The organism is Clavibacter phaseoli (genome assembly GCF_021922925.1).
Lineage (GTDB): Bacteria > Actinomycetota > Actinomycetes > Actinomycetales > Microbacteriaceae > Clavibacter > Clavibacter phaseoli.
On record NZ_CP040786.1, the window covers coordinates 634,136 to 657,427 of the forward strand.

22 protein-coding genes are annotated in these 23,292 nt (G+C 73.2%); 20 read left to right on the forward strand and 2 right to left on the reverse strand.

The features are described 5' to 3' along the window. The first annotated feature begins 35 nt into the window (after positions 1–35). Genes FGI33_RS02955 through FGI33_RS02970 form a run of 4 tightly spaced genes read left to right on the forward strand, consistent with a single transcriptional unit; the run spans position 36 to position 3,340 of the window. Entirely contained in the window at positions 36–1,388 is a 1,353-nt protein-coding gene (locus tag FGI33_RS02955; protein WP_119434034.1) for a M16 family metallopeptidase, read from the forward strand. An 8-nt stretch (positions 1,389–1,396) separates the two neighbouring features. Then, positions 1,397–1,999, forward strand: coding sequence for a histidine phosphatase family protein (locus FGI33_RS02960; RefSeq protein WP_119434029.1), 603 nt, complete (start codon positions 1,397–1,399; stop codon positions 1,997–1,999). 58 nt (positions 2,000–2,057) lie between these two features. Next, positions 2,058–2,891, forward strand: a complete 834-nt coding sequence (gene dapB / locus FGI33_RS02965; protein WP_237582238.1) for a 4-hydroxy-tetrahydrodipicolinate reductase — start codon at positions 2,058–2,060, stop codon at positions 2,889–2,891. Next, positions 2,891–3,340, forward strand: a complete 450-nt coding sequence (locus FGI33_RS02970) for a hypothetical protein (protein ID WP_119434220.1) — start codon at positions 2,891–2,893, stop codon at positions 3,338–3,340. Before dapB ends, FGI33_RS02970 begins: the two co-directional genes overlap by 1 nt. 29 nt (positions 3,341–3,369) lie before the next feature. On the opposite strand, the gene FGI33_RS02975 is transcribed toward FGI33_RS02970, so the two are convergent. Continuing rightward, positions 3,370–4,290 carry a TIGR01777 family oxidoreductase gene (locus tag FGI33_RS02975; protein WP_119434219.1) on the reverse strand — a complete coding sequence of 307 codons (921 nt, stop codon included), beginning with the start codon at positions 4,288–4,290 and terminating at the stop codon, positions 3,370–3,372. 96 nt (positions 4,291–4,386) lie between these two features. Here FGI33_RS02975 and thyX point away from each other — a divergent pair, with 96 nt between their 5' ends. Next, positions 4,387–5,178 carry an FAD-dependent thymidylate synthase gene (gene thyX, locus FGI33_RS02980; RefSeq protein WP_119434218.1) on the forward strand — a complete coding sequence of 264 codons (792 nt, stop codon included), beginning with the start codon at positions 4,387–4,389 and terminating at the stop codon, positions 5,176–5,178. A 21-nt stretch (positions 5,179–5,199) separates the two neighbouring features. Here thyX and FGI33_RS02985 read toward each other — a convergent pair whose 3' ends face one another. Beyond that, on the reverse strand, positions 5,200–6,450 hold the full coding sequence (locus tag FGI33_RS02985; RefSeq protein ID WP_119434217.1) for a hypothetical protein: 1,251 nt from the start codon (positions 6,448–6,450) through the stop codon (positions 5,200–5,202). A gap of 132 nt (positions 6,451–6,582) precedes the next feature. Here FGI33_RS02985 and dapA point away from each other — a divergent pair, with 132 nt between their 5' ends. The 15 genes from dapA (at position 6,583) to dapF (ending at position 23,280) form a co-directional block, all read left to right on the forward strand. Continuing rightward, positions 6,583–7,566, forward strand: coding sequence for a 4-hydroxy-tetrahydrodipicolinate synthase (dapA, locus tag FGI33_RS02990; RefSeq protein ID WP_119401335.1), 984 nt, complete (start codon positions 6,583–6,585; stop codon positions 7,564–7,566). A gap of 58 nt (positions 7,567–7,624) precedes the next feature. Next, positions 7,625–9,301 carry a ribonuclease J gene (locus tag FGI33_RS02995; RefSeq protein WP_119434216.1) on the forward strand — a complete coding sequence of 559 codons (1,677 nt, stop codon included), beginning with the start codon at positions 7,625–7,627 and terminating at the stop codon, positions 9,299–9,301. Between the two features lie 213 nt (positions 9,302–9,514). After that, a complete protein-coding gene (locus FGI33_RS03000; RefSeq protein ID WP_119434215.1) occupies positions 9,515–10,540 on the forward strand; it encodes a permuted SH3 domain-containing protein in 1,026 nt (341 codons plus the stop codon). Continuing rightward, entirely contained in the window at positions 10,537–11,244 is a 708-nt protein-coding gene (locus FGI33_RS03005) for an ABC transporter ATP-binding protein (RefSeq protein ID WP_119401338.1), read from the forward strand. Before FGI33_RS03000 ends, FGI33_RS03005 begins: the two co-directional genes overlap by 4 nt. Beyond that, positions 11,241–12,473, forward strand: a complete 1,233-nt coding sequence (locus FGI33_RS03010) for an ABC transporter permease (protein ID WP_119434214.1) — start codon at positions 11,241–11,243, stop codon at positions 12,471–12,473. Before FGI33_RS03005 ends, FGI33_RS03010 begins: the two co-directional genes overlap by 4 nt. A gap of 77 nt (positions 12,474–12,550) precedes the next feature. Next, positions 12,551–15,406, forward strand: a complete 2,856-nt coding sequence (locus FGI33_RS03015) for an FtsK/SpoIIIE family DNA translocase (protein ID WP_237582240.1) — start codon at positions 12,551–12,553, stop codon at positions 15,404–15,406. Between the two features lie 2 nt (positions 15,407–15,408). Next, complete coding sequence (gene pgsA, locus FGI33_RS03020) at positions 15,409–16,038, forward strand: CDP-diacylglycerol--glycerol-3-phosphate 3-phosphatidyltransferase (protein WP_182623298.1); 630 nt, start codon at positions 15,409–15,411, stop codon at positions 16,036–16,038. Further along, positions 16,035–16,556, forward strand: coding sequence for a CinA family protein (locus tag FGI33_RS03025; protein ID WP_119434618.1), 522 nt, complete (start codon positions 16,035–16,037; stop codon positions 16,554–16,556). Before pgsA ends, FGI33_RS03025 begins: the two co-directional genes overlap by 4 nt. A gap of 139 nt (positions 16,557–16,695) precedes the next feature. After that, positions 16,696–17,004 carry a helix-turn-helix domain-containing protein gene (locus FGI33_RS03030; protein ID WP_012298599.1) on the forward strand — a complete coding sequence of 103 codons (309 nt, stop codon included), beginning with the start codon at positions 16,696–16,698 and terminating at the stop codon, positions 17,002–17,004. 83 nt (positions 17,005–17,087) lie between these two features. Then, the gene (locus tag FGI33_RS03035) at positions 17,088–17,312 is read left to right on the forward strand and encodes a DUF3046 domain-containing protein (RefSeq protein WP_182623297.1); all 225 of its coding nucleotides are present in this window, start codon (positions 17,088–17,090) and stop codon (positions 17,310–17,312) included. Between the two features lie 267 nt (positions 17,313–17,579). Continuing rightward, a complete protein-coding gene (recA, locus tag FGI33_RS03040) occupies positions 17,580–18,668 on the forward strand; it encodes a recombinase RecA (RefSeq protein WP_119434616.1) in 1,089 nt (362 codons plus the stop codon). Between the two features lie 120 nt (positions 18,669–18,788). After that, on the forward strand, positions 18,789–19,841 hold the full coding sequence (locus tag FGI33_RS03045; RefSeq protein ID WP_237582241.1) for a regulatory protein RecX: 1,053 nt from the start codon (positions 18,789–18,791) through the stop codon (positions 19,839–19,841). A 50-nt stretch (positions 19,842–19,891) separates the two neighbouring features. Beyond that, positions 19,892–21,472 carry a tRNA (N6-isopentenyl adenosine(37)-C2)-methylthiotransferase MiaB gene (miaB, locus tag FGI33_RS03050; protein WP_237582242.1) on the forward strand — a complete coding sequence of 527 codons (1,581 nt, stop codon included), beginning with the start codon at positions 19,892–19,894 and terminating at the stop codon, positions 21,470–21,472. Beyond that, positions 21,469–22,392 (forward strand): tRNA (adenosine(37)-N6)-dimethylallyltransferase MiaA, encoded by a 924-nt coding sequence (gene miaA / locus FGI33_RS03055; RefSeq protein WP_119434787.1) that lies wholly within the window; start codon positions 21,469–21,471, stop codon positions 22,390–22,392. Before miaB ends, miaA begins: the two co-directional genes overlap by 4 nt. A gap of 9 nt (positions 22,393–22,401) precedes the next feature. After that, on the forward strand, positions 22,402–23,280 hold the full coding sequence (gene dapF / locus FGI33_RS03060) for a diaminopimelate epimerase (protein WP_119434786.1): 879 nt from the start codon (positions 22,402–22,404) through the stop codon (positions 23,278–23,280). Positions 23,281–23,292 lie beyond the last annotated feature (12 nt).

The following is a 23,292-nucleotide window of genomic DNA, read 5'->3' on the forward strand; positions in this document are numbered from 1 at the left end:
GCTCGCCGCAGGACCCGTGGCGTAGGGTGACGCTGATGTCCCGCGCCGTAGAACTCCCCCTCGACCTCCCCGAGCTCACCGTGCAGTCGGCGGGCGCCCGCGTCCGGCGCTCGGTCCTCCCCTCCGGCGTGCGGATCCTCAGCGAGGACGTGCCCGGCAGCCGCAGCGCCACCATCGGCATGTGGGTCGCGGTCGGCTCCCGCGACGAGCAGCCCGGCGACCTCGGCTCCACGCACTTCCTCGAGCACCTGCTCTTCAAGGGCACGCCCTCGCGCACGGCCCTCGACATCGCCGTCTCCTTCGACGCGGTCGGCGGCGAGCACAACGCCGTCACCGCCAAGGAGTACACCTGCTACTACGCCAAGGTGCAGGACCGCGACCTCGGCATGGCGGTCGACGTCTTGGCCGACATGGTCACCTCCAGCCTCATCGACGCCGAGGAGTTCGAGACCGAGCGCGGGGTCATCCTCGAGGAGCTCGCCATGGCGGACGACGACCCGGGCGACGTCGTGAGCGAGCGCTTCTTCGAGGCCGTGCTGGGCGATCACCCGCTCGGCCGGCCCATCGGCGGCAGCCCCGCGGACATCGAGGCCGCGGAGCGGGACGCCGTCGTCGCGCACTACCGCCGCAACTACCGCCCGCAGGACCTCGTCATCACGGCCGCGGGCGCCGTGGATCACGACGCCCTCGTCGCGCGGGTCACCGCCGGGCTCGAGCGCGCCGGCTGGGACCTCTCCGTCCGGGCGGCCCCGGTCGCGCGTCGGACCGGCGCCACTCCCGTCATCACCCGCGGCAGCGACCTCGTCGTCGTCGACCGCCCCATCGAGCAGACGAACATCCTGCTCGGCGTGCCCGGCCTCGCGGCGTCCGACGACCGCCGGCCCGCCCTCGCGATGCTCAACTCGGTGCTCGGCGGCGGCATGTCCTCGCGCCTGTTCCAGGAGGTGCGCGAGAAGCGCGGCCTCGCCTACTCCGTCTACTCCTTCGGCGCCTCCTACTCGGACGCGGGCGTCTTCGGCCTCTACGCCGGATGCACGGCCGCGAAGACCGAGCAAGTGTCGCGCCTCATGGTCGAGGAGTTCCGGAAGCTCGCCGAGGAGCACGTCACGGAGGAGGAGCTGTCGCGCGCGTTCGGCCAGCTCTCCGGCCAGTCCGCCCTCGCGCTCGAGGACTCGGACACCCGCATGTCGCGGCTCGGGCGGTCGGAGATCACGACCGGCGAATACGTCGACCTCGACGAGACGCTCTCCCGCCTCTCCCGCGTCACCGCCGAGGACGTCCGCGCCCTCGCGGCCGACCTCATCTCCCGACCGCTGTCGATCGCCGCGGTGGGCACCGTCGGCGCCGACGCGTTCGCCCCGCTGCTCGCGACCCCCTCGCTCCTCTAGGAGGAACCGTGTCCCACTACATCTACCTCGTGCGCCACGGCGAGCAGCAGGACGCCGAGCACGGCCTGCCGGACGGACCGCTGTCCGGACGCGGCAAGCGCCAGGCCCACTGCATCGCCGACCGGCTGAGCGGCGTGCCGTTCACGTCCGTGCGCCACTCGCCGCTCGCCCGCGCCGAGGAGACGGCGGCCATCATGGCCGAGCGCATGCCGGCGATCGAGCCCGAGCCGTCGTCGCTGCTGTTCGACTGCATCCCGTCGGGTCCCGTGCCGGACATGCCGCACGCCTTCGAGTCGTTCTTCGGCGGCGTCACCGAGGAGGAGATCGACGCGGGCAGCGCCCAGATGGCCGACGCGGTCAGCGAGTTCCTCGCGCCCGCGCGCGGCGACCGGCACGACCTCCTCATCACCCACAACTTCGTCATCGCCTGGTTCGTTCGGCACGTGTTCGACGCGCCCGAGTGGCGCTGGATGGGCATCAACCAGGCGAACTGCGGCCTCACCATCATCCGCGTGCGCTCGGCGAAGCCGCCCGTCCTCGTGGTGCACAACGACCTCGGCCACCTCCCGGTCGAGCTGCGCACGGGCCTCCCGGAGCAGCAGCCCTACTAGCGGTCCGTCGATCCCGCCGCCCAGCGTCGACGGGGGAGCGCGCCGGTACGCTGGCGGGATGACAACCACGGTCGCCGTCGTCGGCGCAACGGGACGCATGGGCCAGCTGATCTCGCAGATCGTCGAGGCGAGCGCCGAGTTCGAGCTCGTCGCGAGCCTCGACTCGAAGGGCGAGCTGTCGGACATGCTCGGCGCGGACATCGCGGTCGACGTGACGCTCCCGGCGGTCAGCCAGGGCGTCGTCGAGTACGCGGTCGCGCACGGCATGAACGTGCTCGTGGGCACGAGCGGCTGGACGGGCGAGCGCATCACCGAGCTCGAGCGCCGGATCACGGGCGACCTCGCCGTCGGCGTCGTCATCATCCCCAACTTCTCCGTCGGCAGCGTGCTCGCGACCTCGTTCGCGCAGATGGCGGCCCGGTTCTACGACTCCATCGAGATCGTGGAGGCGCACGGAGCGTCGAAGATCGACTCGCCCTCCGGCACGGCCGTCCGCACGGCGGAGCTCATGTCGCAGGCGCGCGGCACCCGCGGTCCGGTGCAGGCGCCGCACACGGACCAGCGGGCGCGCGGCCAGCAGGTCGCGAGCATCCCCGTGCACAGCCTGCGGATGCAGGGCGTCGTCGCGAAGCAGGACGTCGTGTTCGGCGGCAACGGCGAGGTGCTCACCATCAGCCACGACACGCTCGCGCCGAGCGCCTACGAGGCCGGGATCCTCCTCGCCCTCCGCGCCGCCCGCACCGCGCGCGGCGTGGTGGTCGGGCTCGACCGCCTCATCGACCTCGACGGCTCGCGCGAGCGCGCGACGCAGGCCGCCGCCGCCGGCGCGGCCTCCGGCCCGGTGGACGACGGCGGGCCGAGCGGCCAGGCCGCCACCGTCACGAGCGCCTGATGGGCACGCGCATCGGCGTCGGCCTGATGAGCGCGCTCATGCTGCTCTACCTCGTCCTCCTGGGCCAACGAGCTGTGCTCTTCGTGCTCTCGGGCGAGCCCGTCGGCATCGCGGTGAGCGTCGGGCTCCTGATCCTGTCGCTCGTCGGTGCGTGGGCGCTGGTGCGCGAACTGTGGTTCGGCGTGCGCAGCGCACGCCTCGCGCGGATCCTCGACGAGGAGGGCGGGCTCCCCGTCGACGACCTGCCGACGCGCGCGAGCGGACGCCCGGTGCGCGAGGCCGCGGATGCGTCCTTCCCCGGCTACCAGGCTGAGGTGGAGCAGGATCCCGCGAGCTGGCGCGCGTGGTTCCGCCTCGGCCTCGCGTACGACGCGAGCGGGGACCGGCGTCGTGCGCGCGGGGCGATCCGCCGCGCGATCGCGCTGCAGGGCGCCGAGCCTGCCGCCTGAGCGACCCTTCTCGCCCGGCAGCTGGCCGCTCAGCCCTTCGCGAGCAGCCGGTCGATGGCGAGCTCGACCGTGGGGTCGCGGAACGCGAACCCGTCGGCGAGCAGCTTCTCGGGCCGCGCCGGCTGGCTGGAGAGCAGCAGCTCCTGCCCGGCCTCCTGCAGCGCGAGGCGGATGAGGAACTCGGGCGCCGGCACCAGGTACGGCCGGTGCATGCGCTTCGCGAGGTGGCGCATGAGCCGGTCGGCCATGACGGGCTCGGGGCCGGTCAGGTTCACAGGTCCTGAGACGGACGACGTCAGCAGGTGCACGATGGCGGCGGCCTCGTCGCGGAGGGAGATCCACGGCCAGACCTGGCCTCCGGTGCCGAGCTTCCCGGCGAGCCCGAGGTTCGTGAGGAGCCGCAGCGGCGCGAGGGCGCCCGCCTGCGCGAGCACCAGGCCGGTGCGCAGGGTCACGACGCGCACGTCGGACGACGCCTGGAACGCCTCGGCCTCCCACGCCTCCACGACCTCGGCGAGGAACCCCGTCCCGCGCGGCGAGTCCTCGGTGAGGCGCTCGGCCGGGCGGTCGCCGTAGAAGCCCACGGCGGATCCGTTCAGCAGCGCCCGGGGCGGGTCCGCCGCCGCCGCGATGGCGCCGACGATCGTGCGGGTCGCCTGCACGCGCGACGAGCGGATCTCCTCCTGGTACGGCTTCGTCCAGGGCAGGCGGCTGATGGAGGCGCCCGAGAGGTTGACGACGGCGTCGACGCCGTCGAGCACCGCGGGATCCAGCCGGCCCTCGGCGGGCTGCCACTCGTGCTCGTCGGGCGACGACGGCGCGTGGCGCACGAGCGTCCGCACGTGATGGCCGGCGGCGTGCAGCTGCGCCTGCAGCTCGGTGCCGATCGTGCCCCCGGCGCCCGAGATGAGGACGGTGAGCGGAGCGGGGGATGCGGTGCTGTCGGACATGGTCGAGCCCTTCGTCGGTGCCGCTCAGCCTAGGACGCGGCCCCGCGCGCCGGCCGGGAGGAGGCCGGCGCGGCCACCCGACGGGCGTCGCGTACAGTGACGGTCGTGCCCCACGACGACATCGCCTTCCGCTCCGACATGACCGTGGAGCTCGTCCGCTCGAGCGCCCACGACTCCGACGTGATCTTCGCCGCCCGCGTCTCCACCGCCGGCGAGAAGACGCTCGAGCGCGCGCTCGACGAGCCCGACGACCAGGACCGCGCGCTCGAGGGCGACGTCGACACGGAGGCGGAGGAGAAGCGGGTCAAGCGCGACCGCGGCCTCATCAACTACCTCATGCGCGACCGCCACGGCTCGCCATTCGAGCACAACTCGATGACCTTCTACGTGCAGGCGCCGATCTTCGTGTTCCGCGAGTTCATGCGCCACCGCATGGCCTCCTACAACGAGGAGTCGGGCCGCTACAAGGAGCTCGACGCGGTGTTCTACGTCCCCGGCCCCGAGCGCAACCTCGTGCAGGTCGGCAAGCCCGGCGCCTACGAGTTCCACGCGGGCAGCCCTGAGCAGACCGCGCTCGTGCAGGAGGAGACCCGACGCACGTCCGCCGAGGCGTACGCGTCCTACCAGCGGATGCTCGAGCAGGGCGTGGCCCGCGAGGTCGCCCGCATCGTGCTCCCGCTCAACATCTACTCGTCCATGTACGTCACGCTCAACGCGCGTGCGCTCATGAACTTCCTGTCGCTGCGCACGAAGCACGAGGACTCGACGTTCCCGAGCTTCCCGCAGCGGGAGATCGAGATGTGCGCCGAGAAGATGGAGACCGAGTTCGAGCGGCTCATGCCCCTGACGCACGCGGCCTTCCAGAAGAACGGCCGCGTCGCCCCGTAGCCCGCGGGGCGGCGCCGCCGCTCAGCCGATCCGCCGGCCGGCGCTCACGCGCACCGCATCCGGGTAGAGCGGCTTCGCCCCCGTGACGGCGACCGCGATCACGTGCCCCCGGTCGCCGACCGCGACCGTGTAGCGGTCGCCGATGGCACCGGGGATCGTCGCGCCGTCGCGCAGCCAGCGGTAGGAGAGGGTCACCGGCGCGGGACGCCAGGAGCCCGGCCTCGCCGTCAGCTCGCGGCCGACCGCGGCGATGCCGCCGACGACCGGCGAGCCCGGGGTCAGCGCCCAGGGTCCGACGCGGGGCGTCGCGGCGGACGTGCGCTCGACCGAGATCCGGCCGGCGGCGGAACCGCGCACGACCACGGTGATCCGCGTGCCCGCGTCCTCCGGGCCCACCCGGTACGCGGGGCCGGTCTCCCCGGGGATCGGCACGCCGTCGCGCTCCCAGCGGTAGGTGAGCGTCACCGGCGCGGGGCGCCAGACGCCGGTCCGGACCGTCAGCGTCGTGCCGATGGCGGCGTGGCCGAGGATGGCCGGGATGGGCGCGGAGGTCAGGGCGACGGATCCGGGAGCGCTCGCCGTGGTGATCCCGAGGAGCACGTAGCGGGCGATGTCGACGTTCCCGCCGAAGCGGAAGCTCAGCTGCACGGTCCGGTCGTAGCCGGGCTCGATCGTCGTCGAGCCGACGGCGTCCGCGACGGTCTCGACCCCGGAGTCGAACGCCCAGGCCACCGAACGCTCCTCCGGCCAGCCGGCGAGCGCGGCGCGCACGTCCCACGAGACGGTGATGCGCGGGCCGTCGACCGTGACGACGGGGGAGTACGGGGTGGGGTGGCCGAGCGAGCGCACGGCGACGGGCGCCGAGGCCGCGCCGACGACGGGCGTGCCGTCGACGACGCCCGCGGCGCGGAAGGCGATCGCGTGCGGGCCGGCGGGAGCGGCGACGCGGATCACCGCCGAGTCGAGCGGACCCGCGTACGCCGTCCGCCAGGACCCCGCGCCGTCGAGCAGGTACTCGAAGCGGGGCGACCGCAGGTCGAGCCCGCCCACGTCCAGGGAGACGTGGACCTCGATCGCGGGGACGTCGGTCACCTCGCCGCCCGCGACCACGTCGGGAGCGGGCAGCTGCGCTCCGGCGACGGCTGGGGCGAAGGGGAGCGGCGCACCTGACGCCGCCGTGGCCGGCGCGGCGCCGGCGAGGGATGCCCCGACGGCGAGCGCCAGGGTGAGGGCCAGGAGCGGCGAGGGCCGGCTCCGTGCCGAGGGGATCATGGCGGGACCTGCCTCTTCCGGGACGTCGTCGTCCCGTGCGAAGGCTGCTCGCGATCCCGCCGTCGCGCATCCCCCCGTACGGGGGCGTCCGGACGCGCGATCCCCCCGCCCGGCGGCGGTCCGCCCGTTACGATGGAGCGCGTGTCCACAGAGAACCCGTTCGGCCAGGTCCTGGTGGCGCTCGTCACCCCGTTCACCGCCGATGGCGAGGTCGACTGGGCGGGCGTCGAGAAGCACATGGACGACGTCATCGTCGCCGGCGCGGACGGCATCGTCGTCACGGGCACCACGGGCGAGACCAGCACGCTGACCGACCCGGAGAAGATCAAGCTCGTCGAGGTCGGCCGCTCCGTGAGCGCCGGCCGGGCGAAGATCATCACGGGCGGCGGATCCAACGAGACCGCGCACGCCATGCAGCTCGCCCGCCAGAGCGAGAAGGCCGGCGCCGACGGCAACATGATCGTCACGCCGTACTACAACAAGCCCACGCAGGCCGGCGTCCTCACGCACTTCCGCATGATCGCGGACGCGACCGACCTCCCGGTCATCCTCTACGACATCCCCGGCCGCACGGGCATCCCCATCCAGTACGAGACGATCCTCCGCGCCGCGAAGCACCCGAACATCCTCGCCGTGAAGGACGCCAAGGGCGACCTCGCGCAGGCCAGCCGCGTGCTCAACCAGACCGGCCTCATGTACTTCGCGGGCGACGACGCGAACGCGCTGCCGACCCTCGCGATCGGCGGCACCGGCCTCATCGGCGTCACCGCCAACATCACCGCGACCCCGTACCGCACCATGGTCGACGCCGTGAACGCGGGCGACCTGGCCGCCGCGACGCACGCGCACCAGCAGCTCGAGCCGCTCGTCCGCGCGGTCATGACCCACGTGCCCGGCACGGTCGCGGCGAAGTACATCCTCCACGGCCTCGGCCGCATCGGCAGCCCCCGCGTCCGCCTGCCCCTCGTGGGGCCGGAGGAGTGGGAGGCCGCCCAGATCGAGGACGAGATCGACCTCGTCCGCGACGTCCCCGGCGTCGACTTCCGCAACTTCCGCCCCGACCGCAACGCCGCCGCAGGCGGAGCGCTGCCCCAGGTCGCCGGCACCACGCGCTGACGCGCGCCCCGAGCATCCCCGCCGGCCGCATCGGCCGCACCGTCATCAGAGGAGTCCCATGCCCCACGGCGTCTACGACCCGCCCGAGCTCAAGCCCGGCACGCTGCGCATCACGCCCATCGGCGGCCTCGGCGAGATCGGCCGCAACATGACCACGTTCGAGATCGACGGCAAGATCCTCGTCGTCGACTGCGGCGTGCTCTTCCCCGAGGAGCACCAGCCGGGCGTCGACCTGATCCTCCCCGACTTCTCCTCCATCGCGGACCGCCTGGACGACGTCGTCGGCGTCGTGCTCACGCACGGCCACGAGGACCACATCGGCGCGGTGCCGTACCTCCTCAAGCTCAAGCGGGACATCCCGCTGATCGGCTCCGGCCTCACGCTCGCCCTCATCGAGGCGAAGCTCAAGGAGCACCGGATCACGCCGTACACGTTCCAGGTGAAGGAGGGCGACCGCGAGCGCCTCGGGCCGTTCGAGCTCGAGTTCGTCGCCGTCAACCACTCCATCCCGGACGCGCTGGCCGTCGCCATCACGACCGAGGCCGGCCGCGTGCTGCACACCGGCGACTTCAAGATGGACCAGCTGCCGCTCGACGACCGGATCACCGACCTCCGCGCCTTCGCGCGCCTCGGCGAGGCCGGCATCGACCTCTTCATGTCGGACTCCACCAACGCCGACGTGCCCGGCTTCACGCCCACCGAGCGCTCGATCGGCCCGGTGCTCGAGGCCGTCATCTCGAAGGCGCCGCGCCGCGTCATCGTCGCGAGCTTCTCCAGCCACGTGCACCGCGTGCAGCAGGTGCTCGACGCGGCGCACGCGAACGGCCGCCGCGTCGCGTTCATCGGCCGCTCCATGATCCGCAACATGACCATCGCGGCCGACCTCGGCTACCTCAAGGTGCCGGACGGGGTCCTCATCGACTCCAAGAAGGCCGTCAACCTGCCGGACCACGAGATCGTCTACATGAGCACGGGCTCGCAGGGCGAGCCGATGGCGGTGCTCAGCCGGATGGCCAACCTCGAGCACCAGATCGAGATCGGGCAGGACGACACCGTCATCCTCGCGTCGAGCCTCATCCCGGGCAACGAGAACGCCGTCTACCGCGTGATCAACGGGCTCACGAAGCTCGGCGCGAACGTGGTGCACAAGGCCAACGCGAAGGTCCACGTCTCGGGCCACGCGGCCGCGGGCGAGCTGCTCTACTGCTACAACATCCTCAAGCCGCGCAACGTCCTGCCGGTGCACGGCGAGTACCGCCACCTGGTCGCGAACCAGCAGCTGGCGATCCAGACCGGCGTGCCGGAGCGCAACACGTTCCTCGCGGAGGACGGCACCGTCCTCGACATGAAGGACGGGCACGTGCGCGTCACGGGCCAGCTCGACGTCGGCTACGTGTACGTCGACGGGTCGACCGTGGGCGAGATCACCGACGCCGACCTCAAGGACCGCCGCATCCTCTCCGAGGAGGGCTTCGTCACGATCTTCGCGGTCGTCGAGCCGCAGACCGGCAAGGTCATCGTCGGCCCGGAGATCGAGGCGCGCGGCTTCGCCGAGGACAGCAAGGTGTTCGACAGCGTCAAGCCGCTCGTCGTCAAGGCGCTCGCGGAGGCCGCGGCCAACGGCACGCGCGACACGCACGCGTACTCCCAGGTCGTGCGCCGCACGGTCGGCCGATGGGTCAACTCGTCGCACCGCCGCCGCCCGATGATCATCCCGGTGGTCATCGAGGCCTAGGCCGTCGGCCGGCGGGTGCCGGCGCGCAGCGCGTCCGGAGGGGGCGGGGGAGACCCCGCCCCCTCCGTCGCGCGTGCCGTCCGCGCTCGTCCGCGAGACCCCCGGACGGGGGTGGGCATGTCATCCCCGTGGACGAAGCGCCGCGCGCGCCGCCGCCCCTAGCGTCGGAGGCGACCGGACGGGCCGCTGGGGACCGCCGGGGAAGGAGCGGCCATGGGCGTCTGGCGGAGATGGATCCTCCCGATCACGAGGCTCGTCGTGCTCGCCGCGATCGCCGTGGCGCTCGTGCGCATGGCGTTCTTCGGCACCACGACGGAGGAGACCGCGGAGGTGCCGACCGGCTCGGTCGTCGTGTCGCAGGTGCCCGCGTCCATCGCGACCGTGGTCAACGACGTGACGGTGAAGGGCAGCATCCAGCCGGATCCCGACGTGGCCGTCAAGGCGACGCTGCAGGGGAAGGTCTCGAAGATCGTCGCGGGGCAGGGCGCCACGCTCCAGGCGGGCGACCCGATCCTCGTCATCCGCCAGGAGACGCCGGTGGATCCGGTGGTCGCGGCGGACGGGACGGTCACGCAGCCGAAGCCCAAGGTCGTCACCGAGACGGTCATCGCCTCCGCCGCGGGGTCGCTCGCGGAGCTCGGCGTGCTGGTCGGCCAGGAGGTCGCCGTGGGCGACGCGGTCGGCCGCATCGCGCCGCCCACCTTCCGCGCGACGGCCGCGCTGACCGCCGAGGAGCAGTACCGGCTCGTCACGCAGCCGACGGCCGCCACGGTCGCCATCACCTCGGGCCCCGCGCCCTTCGAGTGCTCCGACCTGCGCATCGGGCAGCAGGCGGCGTCCTCCGGCGAGGGCGCGGGCGCGACGGGCGGCACCGGCGCCGGATCCACCGGCGGCACCGAGTCGGCCTCCACCGGCGCCACCGTCTCCTGCGCCGTCCCCGCCGGGACGCGCGTCTTCCCGGGTCTCGCGGCCGACATCACGATCCCCGCGGGCGAGGCGCCCGACGTCCTGACGCTCCCGACCACCGCCGTCGAGGGCCTCGCCGACACGGGCAACGTGTGGATCGCCTCCGACGGCGGCGAGCCGGAGGAGCGCGCGGTCGGCCTCGGGATCAGCGACGGGAAGGTCGTGCAGATCACGTCGGGCCTCGCCGAGGGCGACATGGTGCTCGAGTTCGTGCCCGGGGCGCCCGCCCCCGAGGACGACGCGATGCTGATGCAGGGCGGGTACGGCGGATGAGCCTCATCCGCCTCGAGCAGGTGACGCGCACGGTGCCGCGGCCGGACGACGAGCCGCTGACGATCCTGCACGGCGTCGACCTCGACGTGTCCGTGGGCGACCACGTCTCGATCGTGGGCCGCTCCGGATCCGGCAAGTCGACGCTGCTCAACATCCTCGGCCTGCTCGACACCCCGACCACGGGCGAGGTCCACCTCGACGACGTGCCCATGGCGCGCGTCTCGGGATCCCGGCGGGACCGGGCCCGCGGCGGCGACATCGGCTTCATCTTCCAGCAGTTCAACCTCCTGCAGGGCCGCACGGCCCGCGAGAACGTGATGACGCCGCTGCTCTACTCGACCGGCCGGACGTTCTGGCGCCGAGCGTCGATCGCGGCCGACATGCTCGAGCGGGTCGGCCTCGGCCACCGGGTCGACTCCATGCCGGAGACCATGTCCGGCGGCGAGCAGCAGCGCGTCGCGATCGCCCGGGCGCTCGTGCGCTCGCCGAGGCTGATCCTCGCCGACGAGCCGACCGGCGCCCTCGACATCGAGACCGGCGCGACCGTCATGACCCTCCTCGCCGAGGTCGCGCACGCGTCCGGCGCGGCGCTCGTCACCATCACGCACGACCCGACGGTCGCCGCGCGCGCCGACCGGCACCACCGTCTGGAGGCGGGCGTGCTCGCGCCGGCCGAGGCCCTCACCCGGGAGGTGCTCGCGTGAGCGGCTGGCTCGCCCGCACGGGCACCGGCCTCGTCGGCGCGGTCGTCGAGGCCTGGGCGGAGCTGCGGATCCATCGCACGCGCGTCCTCCTCTCCCTCATCGGCGTCGCGGTCGCCGTCGCCGCCATCACCTCCGTCGTCGGCCTCGGCGCGGTCGTGCAGCAGTCCCAGACCGAGCAGATGGAGCGGCAGTCGGGGCGTCCCGCGTCGCTGTCCGTCTCGATGTACTCCGAGACCGGCACCGGCATGCCGTACGAGGACCAGCGCGCGCTCCTCGCCGACATCGCCGACCGGTACGGCATCACGTGGTCGACCGTCATCGGATCCGCGCCGCTGCGCGTGGAGCTCCCCGGCGGCACCGTGCAGGTCTACGCGACCGTGGTGGATCCCGACTACGGCCAGATGCGCCGCGTCGACGTGACCGAGGGGCGCTGGTTCGCCGACCGCGACGCCGACCTCCTCGCCCCCGCCCTCGTCGTGAACCGCGCGTTCCTCGCGAGCATCGGCTCGCCCGAGGTCGCGACGCACCCCACGGTCGTGCTGCAGGGGGATCAGGGCGACAGCACGGCCGTGATCGTCGGCGCCGTCCCGGACCAGTACGCGGAGGAGGGGCCGTCGATGTTCGTCCTGTCCTCCACCGCCGAGCGCGTCCTCGGCCAGGAGGCGCTCACCGCCATGCAGCCGCAGATGGAGCTGTGGGTGCCCGAGGCGGAGTCGGACGGGCTCACCGCGGTCATCCAGTCGGACGTCGCGGCGTCCGCTCCCGACGGCGTGCAGGCCAACGTGAGCCGGAACGACTACGGCACGTACGACTACGACCCGCTGCTGTCGCTCAAGATCCTCGTCGGGGGAGTGGCCGGCCTCGTGCTCCTGCTCGGCGCGCTCGGCCTCGTGAACATCTCGCTCGTGACGGTGAAGCAGCGGATCCGCGAGATCGGCGTGCGGCGCAGCTTCGGCGCGAGCGCGGGCCGGGTGTTCTTCGCCGTGATGATGGAGAGCATCGTGGCCACGGTCGCCGCGGGCGTCGTCGGCGTCATGGCCGCGGTGGCGATCGTCAAGAACCCGTGGATCCTCTCGTTCGTCGCCTCGGGCGTCACCGAGTTCCCGCCGTTCCCGCTCTCGGCGGCGCTCCTCGGGCTCGGCGCCTCGCTCGCCGTCGGGGCGATCGCGGGCCTGCTGCCGGCCCTCGTCGCGGTGCGCGTGTCGGTCATCGACGCGATCCGGTACTGATGCCGGGGCCGGGCGGGGAGCGTCCCGCCCGGCCCGGCGGACCGCCCGCGACGGCGGCGCGGGATAACGTGGGTCGCATGGCTACGAGCACCAGGTCGACCAGCCGCGCCGGGAAGACCTCCTCGGGCGCGCCGCGCGCCACGCCCCCGCGCAAGGGGCGTGCCGCCGAGACGAAGCAGCAGACCGTCGCCTACCCCGTCCAGGCGGAGCGCCGGGGGCCGCTCGTCGCCGCGTGGATGGGCCTCGCCCACGCCACCGGCGCATTGTTCCGCGCGCTCGGCCCGGAGAAGCTCGCGAAGGAGGAGCGTCGCGACGGCATCCCCTTCCTCCTCGTGGTGCTCGCGATCGCCGGCGTCGTCGTCGAGTGGTTCAACCCGCTCAACGACGTGGCCATGGCCTTCGACGCGTACACGTTCGGCGGCCTCTTCGGCCGGGTGGCGTTCGCGCTGCCCATCGTCATGGTGCTGCTCGCGCTCTGGCTCTTCCGCCACCCCTCGTCGGTCAGCGACAACGGCCGCATCGGCGTGGGCGTGACGCTGTTCCTCGTCTCCATCGCCGCGCTCTGCCACCTGTTCAACGGCGCGCCGGATCCGCGCGACGGCATGCTCGCGCTGGCCCGCGCCGGCGGCGTCCTCGGCTGGGTGCTCGCGGCCCCGCTCGCGCTCCTCATCACGCCCGTCGGCGCGGGGATCGTGGCGGGGATCCTGCTCCTGCTCTCCCTCTTCATCATCACCCGCACGCCGCCGAACCGCGTCGGCATGCGCCTGCGCGAGCTGTACTCCTACCTCTTCGGCGCGCCGCCCGTCGACGAGGAGCAGCGTGCCGCCGAGCGCGCCGCCCGGAAGGCGCAGGCCACCGAGCAGGTGGAGCTCGAGGGGCTGGACGACGACGGCCCGGTCGACACCGACAGCCTCCCGTGGTGGCGCCGCAACCGCAGCCAGCGCGAGGACGCCCCCGCGTTCGACAGCCCGGTCCTCGCGCCGCACGCCGGCTCCGACGCCCGGGACGACCGCGACGACACGACCGGCCGCGCCGCCGCCGAGGCGCCCACGACCGTCATCGACCGCACGGTGGATCCCGACGCGACCCGCCCCGAGCCCGGCGCCTTCGCGGGCGACGAGGCCGCGACCCGCCGCATCGACCTCGACCCGCCCGTCGACGCCACGGCCACCGCGATCCTGCCCTCGGTCCCCGTGCACCCCACCGGCATCCGCGACGACGACGAGCCCGCGGTCCTCCCCGGCTTCGAGGACGACGGCTCCGACGCGGCGGTCGTCTCCGGGGAGTCGGACGCCCCGCAGGCGCCGTACCGCCTGCCGGCGGCGAGCACCCTCTCGCCCGGCACGCCCGCCAAGTCGCGCTCGTCCGTCAACGACGAGGTGGTGCGCGCGCTCACCGAGGTGCTCACCAACTTCCAGGTCGACGCCACGGTCACCGGCTTCTCGCGCGGCCCGACGGTCACGCGCTACGAGCTGGAGCTCGCGCCCGGCGTCAAGGTGGAGCGCGTCACGGCGCTCGCGAAGAACATCAGCTACGCGGTCGCCTCCAACGAGGTCCGCATCCTCTCGCCCATCCCCGGCCGCAGCGCCATCGGCGTGGAGATCCCGAACACCGACCGCGAGATCGTCTCCCTCGGCGACGTGCTCCGCTCGTCGGCCGCGACCAACAGCGCCCACCCGATGACCATCGGCGTGGGCAAGGACGTCGAGGGCGGCTACGTCATCGCCAACCTCGCGAAGATGCCCCACCTCCTGGTCGCGGGATCCACGGGCTCCGGCAAGTCGAGCTTCGTCAACTCCATGATCACGTCGCTCCTCATGCGCGCGAAGCCGAGCGACGTCCGCATGGTGCTCATCGACCCGAAGCGCGTCGAGCTCACCATCTACGCGGGCGTCCCGCACCTCATCACGCCGATCATCACCAACCCGAAGAAGGCGGCCGAGGCGCTGCAGTGGGTGGTGAAGGAGATGGACATGAGGTACGACGACCTCGCCAGCTTCGGCTTCCGCCACATCGACGACTTCAACAAGGCCGTCACGAGCGGGTCCATCGTGCTCCCCGAGGGCAGCGAGCGGACGCTCCGCCCGTACCCCTACCTCCTCGTCGTAGTCGACGAGCTCGCCGACCTCATGATGGTCGCGCCGCGCGACGTCGAGGACTCGATCGTCCGCATCACGCAGCTGGCGCGCGCCGCCGGCATCCACCTGGTCCTCGCGACGCAGCGTCCGTCGGTCGACGTCGTCACCGGCCTCATCAAGGCCAACGTGCCGTCGCGCCTCGCGTTCGCGGTGTCGAGCATGACCGACTCCCGCGTGATCCTCGACCAGCCCGGCGCCGACAAGCTCATCGGCCAGGGCGACGGCCTCTTCCTCCCCATGGGCGCGAACAAGGCCGTCCGCGTGCAGGGCGCGTGGGTGCAGGAGGCCGAGATCGCGAAGGTCGTCGAGCACGTGACGCGCCAGGCGCGTCCCGACTACCGGCAGGACGTCGCGGTGGCCGCCGAGAAGAAGGAGATCGACGCGGACATCGGCGACGACCTCGAGGTGCTGCTCGCGGCCGCGGAGCTCGTCGTCAGCACGCAGTTCGGATCCACGTCGATGCTCCAGCGGAAGCTGCGCGTCGGCTTCGCCAAGGCCGGCCGGCTCATGGACCTGCTCGAGGCGCGCGAGATCGTGGGCCCCTCCGAAGGGTCCAAGGCCCGCGACGTGCTCGTCTCCGCCGAGCAGCTCCCCGGCGTGCTCGCGACGCTGCGCGGGGAGACGCCGGCCGCGGCGCCCGCGGCCGCCGCGCCTGCTGCTGCCGCTCCGGCCGCCGCCGAGCCGGACGACGGGAACCGCTACCCGTCGGATCCGCTGCACAAGGACCTGGACGCGTACGAGCAGGTGGAGGCCGAGGGCGACGACGACGCCTGGGGCCTCACGGGGAGGGACTGACCGTGGCCGAGCGGAGCGCATCGGGCGCGACTGGCACCGGGGCGGCGCGCGTCTGGCGCGCGGGCGACTCCCCGGCGAGCCCCTGGAACGTCGCCAACGTCCTGACGATCGTGCGGATCCTGCTCGCCCCCGTCTTCGTCGTCCTGCTCGTGGCGGACGACGGCGCCGACGGCCCGCTCCGCTACGCGGCCGCGGCGCTCTTCGTCCTCGCGATCGCGACCGACGGGGTCGACGGGCACATCGCCCGCAGTCGCAACCTCGTGACCGACCTCGGCAAGCTCCTCGACCCCATCGCCGACAAGGTGCTCACCGGCGCCGCGCTCGTCATGCTGTCGGTGCTCGGCGAGCTGCCGTGGTGGGTGACGATCGTGATCCTCGTGCGCGAGCTCGGCATCACGGCCTACCGGTTCGCCGTGCTCCGCGACCGCGTCGTCGCGGCCTCCCGCGGGGGCAAGCTGAAGACCGTGGCGCAGGCGGTCGCCATCAGCGTGGCGCTGCTCCCGCTGTGGGACGTGGTGGGCGACGGCATGCACGTCGTGAACACGGTCCTCATGTCGATCGCGTTCGTCCTCACCGTGCTCTCCGGCCTCGACTACATGCGCCAGGCGCTGCGGGCGGGGCGCGCCTCGTGAGCCCCGACCACGAGGTCACCGACGAGCGGCTCGCCGAGCGCGTCATCGCCGCCCTCGTGGTGAGCGGCCGACGCATCGCCGTCGCGGAGTCCCTGACGGGCGGCCTGCTCACCGCGGCCCTCGTCGGCGTGCCCGGCGCCTCGCGGGCGCTCCTCGGCGGCATCGTCTCCTACGACACGGCCCTCAAGCGCACGATCCTCGGGGTCGAGTCCTCGATCCTGGCGGTCCACGGCGCCGTCCACCCCGACGTCGCCCGGCAGATGGCGCGCGGCGTGCGCCAGGCGTGCGCGATCGACGGGCGCCCCGCGGACGTCGGCGTCTCCACGACGGGAGCCGCGGGTCCGGACCCGCAGGACGGGCAGCGACCCGGCACGGCCTTCGTCGGCCTGTCCATCGACGGCGACTCGCGCGCCATCGCGCTGCACCTCGACGGGGACCGCCAGGCGGTCCGCGCGGGCGTCGTCCACGCGGCGCTCGCGGCCCTCGTCGAGGCGCTCGAGCCCGCCGGGAACATCTGATGCGGCTCCCGCGTTGTCGTAATCACGTTCACAAGCAACGCCCAGTGCCCCTGCTTAGCCTGAGTCCTCGGCCAGATGCTCACCCATCAGCCCCGGACCTCCGGTTCGATCAGGCACCAGGCGCAACGAGGAGGCTCCCGTGGTTCTAGTCCGTCAGGAGATCGGCGACGTCCTTCGGGACTTCCGCCTGCAGAAGGGGCGCACGCTCCGCCAGGTCGCCAGCAAGGCCAGCGTCGCGCTCGGCTACCTCAGCGAGGTCGAGCGGGGCCAGAAGGAGGCGTCGAGCGAGATCCTCGCGTCCGTCGCCGACGCGCTCGACACCCCCATCTCCGTCATCATGCGCGAGGTCGGCGACCGCCTCGCCGTCATCGAGGGCCTCAACCCCATCCCCGACACCATCCCGGACGACCTCGTCGCCGGATTCGACAGCGACCTCGTCGCGCGCTGACCCTCCCCACGACCTCCCGCCCCGCCCGTCCTCGCGACGGGCGGGGCGTCGTCGTCCAGGCGGCAGCGGGTAGCGTGGTCGGCATGCGATTGAGCGAGTTCCAGCGGGCCGTCTCCGACGAGTTCGGCGCCGGCTACGGGCCGGTGCTCGTCGCGGACCTCGTGCTCGGCGAGCTCGGCGGGCGCACGTCCGCGCAGGCGCTCAAGGACGGCACGCCCGCCCGCGACGTCTGGCTCGCCCTCTGCCGCGCCCAGGACGTGCCGCGCTCGCGCTGGAACGGCGCCGGGGTCCCCGAGCCGCGCGTCTGACGCCCTCCGTCCCCCGACGCGCTCCGGATCCGCTGACGACACGCGGCGCGTCGTTCGAATATCCCTTCGAACGCGCGTAGTCTCCCCACAGGAGCGATTCGAAGCGCGGACTGCACAGGTCCGGCCCCTCCGGCAGCGATGTCGGCGGCGCCGCATAACGTGCACCTCGCGGAGATCACCCGTCGCCTTGTCGGCACCGGACCCCGCGGCCAGCGGGAGCGGAGCGACAGCCTGCAGGCAACCCACCTTCGACACGAGGAGCACCCCATGGCATCATCGGCAGACCGCGAGAAGTCCCTCGAGACCGCGCTCGCGCAGATCGACCGGCAGTTCGGCAAGGGCTCGGTCATGCGACTGGGCAGCGACGAGCGCGCGCCCGTCGCCGTCATCCCCACCGGGTCCGTCGCGCTGGACGTGGCCCTCGGCATCGGCGGGCTCCCGCGTGGCCGCATCGTCGAGATCTACGGCCCGGAGTCCTCGGGAAAGACCACGCTGACGCTGCACGCCATCGCCAACGCGCAGCGCGCCGGCGGCATCGCGGCCTTCATCGACGCGGAGCACGCGCTCGACCCGGAGTACGCGAAGAAGCTCGGCGTCGACATCGACGCGCTCCTCGTCTCCCAGCCCGACACGGGCGAGCAGGCCCTCGAGATCGCCGACATGCTCGTGCGCTCCGGATCCATCGACCTCGTCGTCATCGACTCCGTCGCCGCCCTCGTGCCGCGCGCGGAGATCGAGGGCGAGATGGGCGACTCCCACGTGGGACTCCAGGCGCGCCTCATGTCGCAGGCGCTCCGCAAGCTCACCGGCGGGCTCAACCAGACGCAGACCACCATGATCTTCATCAACCAGCTGCGCGAGAAGATCGGCGTGTTCTTCGGCAGCCCGGAGACCACCGCGGGTGGCAAGGCGCTGAAGTTCTACGCGTCGGTCCGCCTCGACATCCGCCGCATCGAGACGCTGAAGGACGGCACCGACGCGGTCGGCAACCGCACGCGCGTCAAGGTCGTCAAGAACAAGATGGCGCCGCCCTTCAAGCAGGCGGAGTTCGACATCCTCTACGGCACCGGCATCTCCCGCGAGGGCAGCCTCATCGACTTCGGCGTCGAGCACGAGATCGTCCGCAAGTCGGGCGCCTGGTACACCTACGACGGCGACCAGCTCGGCCAGGGCAAGGAGAACTCGCGCAAGCACCTCCTGAACAACCCGGAGATCGCCGCCGAGATCGAGCAGAAGATCAAGGTCAAGCTCGGCCTGGTGAAGGACCCGAACGCCGACGCGGCCGCTGCGGCCGAGGCCGCCCCGGCTCCCGTCGCCGCGGCGGCGCCCAAGGCGTCCGCACGCAAGAGCGCCTGACCCGGCGCCCACTCGGCGGGGTGCGTCCCACGACGCACCCCGCCCCCGCACGACACCGGACCCGTCGGCGGGCCACGCAGCGCGTGATCCGCCGACGGGCCTCCTGAGGACGGAAGCACCATGGTCAGATTCCCCTCCGAGGGCGAGCAGGGCACGGGCCCCGGGCCCGACGAGATCGCCCCCGTCGCCTCCCTCGCCGACCGGCGTTCGCGTCGTGCAGCGGCTCGTCCGCTCGTCGAGCCCCCGGCGCCCGTCGAGGAGCCGCCCGCGCGCCGGGTCGAGCCGACGCACCCCGCGCGAGGCCGGTCGGTCACGGAGGTGGACGGCATCGTCACGATCGGCGCGGCGGTGGACGAGTCGGAGGCGGGCCGTGCCCTCGCCGCGCAGGAGCGCATCGCGGAGGCGCGGCGCGTCCTCGCGGAGGCCGAGGCCCAGGCAGCGGCGCGAGCGTCCGGCGACGTGGTCGGCGCGTTCCCGGAGACGGCACCGGCCGAGGCCGACACCGCGGACGACTCGACCCCGGCCGCATGGCGCGCCGAGCAGGAGCGTGCCGAGCTCGCGCGCGCCAAGGCGGAGCAGGACGAGGCGTACCGGCAGGACATGATCCGCCTCGAGGAGGACCGCGTCGAGGACGAGCGCCGCGAGGCGGAGGCCGAGGAGGAGCGCGCCGCCGAGCGCACGCCCGAGCGCCAGCGGCGGCGGGCGGACAACGTCCTCGCCAACCGGCTGCGCGGTCGCGGGCTCTCCCTCGCCGAGGCCCGCGAGGTGCTCGACGGCGCGGAGATCGACCCGGACATCGCGGAGGAGACGCTCGCCCGCTACGTGTCCCTGCAGTACATCGACGAGGCCGCGCTGGCGGAGCAGATCCTGCACACGCACCTGGATCGCAAGGGGCTCGGCCGTCGGTCGGTCGAGATGGAGATGCGCCGCCGCAAGCTCGACCCGCTCGTCATCGAGGAGGCCATGGCCGAGCAGCCGGACGACGAGCTCGCACGCGCCACCGAGGTCGCCATGAAGCGGGTGGGGCAGCTCTCGTCCTACGACGACGAGACGGCCGAGCGCCGTCTCACGTCCTTCCTCATGCGTCGCGGCTACGGGGGCGGCCTCGTGCGCGACGCGGCCAAGGCGGCGCTCGCCACCCGGCGCGGCTCGTCCCGCGTGCGCTTCCGCTGAGCGGACGGCCGGGTGGCGCGAGGCGTCCCCGCACGTAGGATCGATTCATCATGAGCACCGTCGCCGAGCACGTCCGCGTCGCCCCGCCCGCAGCCGACCGGCCCCGGACGTACGAGGTCCGCACCTACGGCTGCCAGATGAACGTCCACGACTCGGAGCGGCTCACTGGCTCGCTCGAGGCCGCCGGGTACGTCTCGGCCGAGGGCGCCGAGGCGGACATCGTCGTCATCAACACGTGCGCGGTCCGCGAGAACGCGGACAACAAGCTCTACGGCAACCTCGGGCACCTCGCCGGGGTCAAGCGCCGGCACGAGGGCATGCAGATCGCCGTCGGCGGGTGCCTCGCGCAGAAGGACCGCGCGACCGTCCTCGAGAGGGCGCCATGGGTCGACGTCGTCTTCGGCACGCACAACATGGGCGCGCTGCCGACGCTGCTCGAGCGCGCACGGCACAACGGCGAGGCGCAGCTCGAGATCCTCGAGAGCCTCGAGACCTTCCCGTCCACGCTGCCCACCAAGCGCGACGAGATCGCGAGCGGATGGGTGTCCATCTCCGTCGGCTGCAACAACACCTGCACGTTCTGCATCGTGCCGGCCCTCCGCGGCAAGGAGAAGGACCGACGGCCGGGGGACATCCTCGCCGAGATCCAGGCCCTCGTCGACGACGGCGCGGTCGAGGTCACGCTGCTCGGCCAGAACGTCAACTCCTACGGCGTCGAGTTCGGCGACCGGCAGGCGTTCGGGAAGCTGCTGCGGGCCGCCGGCGCCATCGAGGGGCTGGAGCGCATCCGCTTCACGAGCCCCCACCCGGCCGCCTTCACGGACGACGTCATCGACGCGATGGCCGAGACGCCGGCGGTCATGCCGCAGCTGCACATGCCGCTGCAGTCGGGATCCGACCGGATCCTCAAGGCCATGCGCCGCTCCTACCGGTCCGAGCGCTTCCTCGGGATCCTCGACCGGGTGCGCACGCGCATCCCCGACGCGGCCATCACGACCGACATCATCGTCGGGTTCCCCGGCGAGACGGAGGAGGACTTCCGAGAGACCCTCCGCGTCGTCGAGGCGGCCCGCTTCTCGTCCGCGTTCACGTTCCAGTACTCCATCCGCCCGGGGACTCCCGCCGCGACGATGGAGGAGCAGGTGCCCGCCGACGTCGTGAAGGAGCGGTACGGGCGCCTCACCGCGCTGCAGGAGCGCATCAGCCACGAAGAGAACCAGCGCGTGGTCGGCCGCACGGTCGAGGTGCTGGTGAGCGCGCACGAGGGCCGGAAGGACGGCGACACCCGCCGGGTCACCGGGCGTGCGCAGGACGGCCGCCTCGTCCACCTCGACGTCCCGGAGGGAAGCGGCGAGCCGCGCCCCGGCGACGCGGTCGAGGTCGAGATCACCCGCGCGGCGCCGTTCCACCTCATCGCGGACTCGGCGGACGGCGCTCCGCTGCGCATCCGCCGCACCCGCGCCGGCGACGCGTGGGAGCGCGCGCAGGCCGACTCCTGCGGCGTGCCGACGCCGCAGGCGGGCGCGGGATCAAGCGCCGGCGGGGCGCCGCGCGTCTCGCTCGGGCTGCCCTCGCTCCGCGTGCCCACGGCGGCCGGCGACGGATCCGCGCACCCGCGACACCGCGCGTGACCCCGATCGTCGCGGTCGTCGGCGCCACCGGCACCGGCAAGTCCGCCCTGTCCCTCGACATCGCGGACCGGCTGCGGTCCGAGGGCCGCGCGGCGGAGATCGTCAACGCGGACGCCATGCAGCTCTACCGGGGCATGGACATCGGCACGGCGAAGCTGCCCGAGGCCGAGCGGCGCGGCGTGCCGCACCACATGCTCGACGTCCTCGACGTGACCGCGGAGGCGACCGTCGCCGCCTACCAGGAGGAGGCGCGCGGGGTGATCAGCGGGATCCTCGAGCGCGGGGCGGTCCCGGTCCTCGTCGGCGGATCCGGCCTCTACGTCTCGTCGGTGCTCTTCGACTACGACTTCCCCGGGACCGATCCCGAGATCCGGCAGCGCCTCGAGCAGGAGCTCGCGGCGACCGGCCCGGGCATGCTGCACCGGCGCCTCCGCGACCTCGATCCGGTCGCGGCCGAGCGGATCGGCGCGCAGAACGGGAGGCGCCTCGTGCGGGCGCTGGAGGTCGTCGAGATGGCGGGCCCGCAGCCGGAGCGCGCGTCCGCCGAGCCGCAGCCGTGGCATCCCGCGCGGATCCTGGCGCTCACGCTGCCGCGCGAGGAGCTCGTGCCGCGGCTCGACGCCCGCGTGTCCGGCATGTGGGAGGACGGGCTCGTGGACGAGGTCGCGGGGCTGTTGCCCGCCGGGCTCGCCGACGGCGTCACCGCCTCCCGTGCCATCGGCTACGCGCAGGCGGCCAGGCAGCTCGCGGGGGAGCTGACCGAGGAGCAGGCGGTGGAGGAGACCCGCGCGCTCACCCGACGGTACGCGCGACGCCAGGTCTCGTGGTTCGGCCGCTACGCGGACGCCGTCCGGCTCGACGCCCGCGACGACCGCCTGCTCGAGCACGCGCTCGACGCTCTTCCGGCGACGCGCCCGTAGGCTGGCGGGATGGCAGACCTGCAGTTCACCAAGGGCCAGGGCACGGGCAACGACTTCGTGCTGTTCGCGGATCCCGCGGGCGAGATCGACCTGACCGACACCCAGGTGCAGGCGCTCTGCGACCGCCACTTCGGCATCGGCGCCGACGGCACGATCCGCGCGGTGCTCTCCAGCCGCATCCCCGAGGGCCGCGCGGCCCTCGACGAAGACCCGGACGCCGAGTGGTTCATGGACTACCGCAACGTCGACGGCAGCCCCGCCGAGATGTGCGGGAACGGCATCCGCGTCTTCACCCTCTTCCTCATCGAGAACGGGCTCATCGAGCTGCCCCCTGGCCGCACGATCCCGATCGGCACCCGCGCCGGCGTCCGGGACGTGCAGCGCAGCGGATCCGGCTTCCAGGTCGACCTCGGCCGCTGGGCGCTGGCGGGCGGCGAGCCGCTCGTGCGCGCCAAGGACCTGCAGGTCGCGCGTCCGGGCCTCGGCATCGACGTGGGCAACCCGCACGTGGTGGTCGCGCTGTCGAGCGAGGACGAGCTCGCTGAGGCGGACCTCGCCTTCGTCCCGCAGCTGGATCCGGAGCCCGCCGACGGCGCGAACGTCGAGCTCGTGGTGCCCGCGGATCCGCTCGTCGTGGACGGCGTGGGCCACATCACCATGCGCGTCCACGAGCGCGGCAGCGGCGAGACGCTGAGCTGCGGCACGGGCGCCGCGGCCGCGGCCCTCGCGACGCGGCACTGGGCGGGTGCTGCCGCACCGCACCAGTGGCGCGTGCAGGTCCCGGGCGGCGTGCTCGGCGTGCGGATGTTCCCGACCGAGGACGGCGAGCACGTCGGCCTCTCGGGTCCCGCTGAGCTGGTGTTCGACGGGGTCGTGGCGCTGGCCTGATCCGCTCGTCCC

Bases quoted from the DNA above. Each gene is read 5' to 3' on its own strand.
- FGI33_RS02955 (WP_119434034.1), top strand. From the start codon at position 36: ATGTCCCGCGCCGTAGAACTCCCCCTCGACCTCCCCGAGCTCACCGTG.
- dapB (WP_237582238.1), top strand. From the start codon at position 2,058: ATGACAACCACGGTCGCCGTCGTCGGCGCAACGGGACGCATGGGCCAG.
- FGI33_RS02970 (WP_119434220.1), top strand. From the start codon at position 2,891: ATGGGCACGCGCATCGGCGTCGGCCTGATGAGCGCGCTCATGCTGCTC.
- FGI33_RS02975 (WP_119434219.1), bottom strand. From the start codon at position 4,290: ATGTCCGACAGCACCGCATCCCCCGCTCCGCTCACCGTCCTCATCTCG.
- FGI33_RS02985 (WP_119434217.1), bottom strand. From the start codon at position 6,450: ATGATCCCCTCGGCACGGAGCCGGCCCTCGCCGCTCCTGGCCCTCACC.
- dapA (WP_119401335.1), top strand. From the start codon at position 6,583: ATGGAGCGCGTGTCCACAGAGAACCCGTTCGGCCAGGTCCTGGTGGCG.
- FGI33_RS02995 (WP_119434216.1), top strand. From the start codon at position 7,625: ATGCCCCACGGCGTCTACGACCCGCCCGAGCTCAAGCCCGGCACGCTG.
- FGI33_RS03000 (WP_119434215.1), top strand. From the start codon at position 9,515: ATGGGCGTCTGGCGGAGATGGATCCTCCCGATCACGAGGCTCGTCGTG.
- FGI33_RS03005 (WP_119401338.1), top strand. From the start codon at position 10,537: ATGAGCCTCATCCGCCTCGAGCAGGTGACGCGCACGGTGCCGCGGCCG.
- FGI33_RS03015 (WP_237582240.1), top strand. From the start codon at position 12,551: ATGGCTACGAGCACCAGGTCGACCAGCCGCGCCGGGAAGACCTCCTCG.
- FGI33_RS03035 (WP_182623297.1), top strand. From the start codon at position 17,088: ATGCGATTGAGCGAGTTCCAGCGGGCCGTCTCCGACGAGTTCGGCGCC.
- recA (WP_119434616.1), top strand. From the start codon at position 17,580: ATGGCATCATCGGCAGACCGCGAGAAGTCCCTCGAGACCGCGCTCGCG.
- FGI33_RS03045 (WP_237582241.1), top strand. From the start codon at position 18,789: ATGGTCAGATTCCCCTCCGAGGGCGAGCAGGGCACGGGCCCCGGGCCC.
- miaB (WP_237582242.1), top strand. From the start codon at position 19,892: ATGAGCACCGTCGCCGAGCACGTCCGCGTCGCCCCGCCCGCAGCCGAC.
- dapF (WP_119434786.1), top strand. From the start codon at position 22,402: ATGGCAGACCTGCAGTTCACCAAGGGCCAGGGCACGGGCAACGACTTC.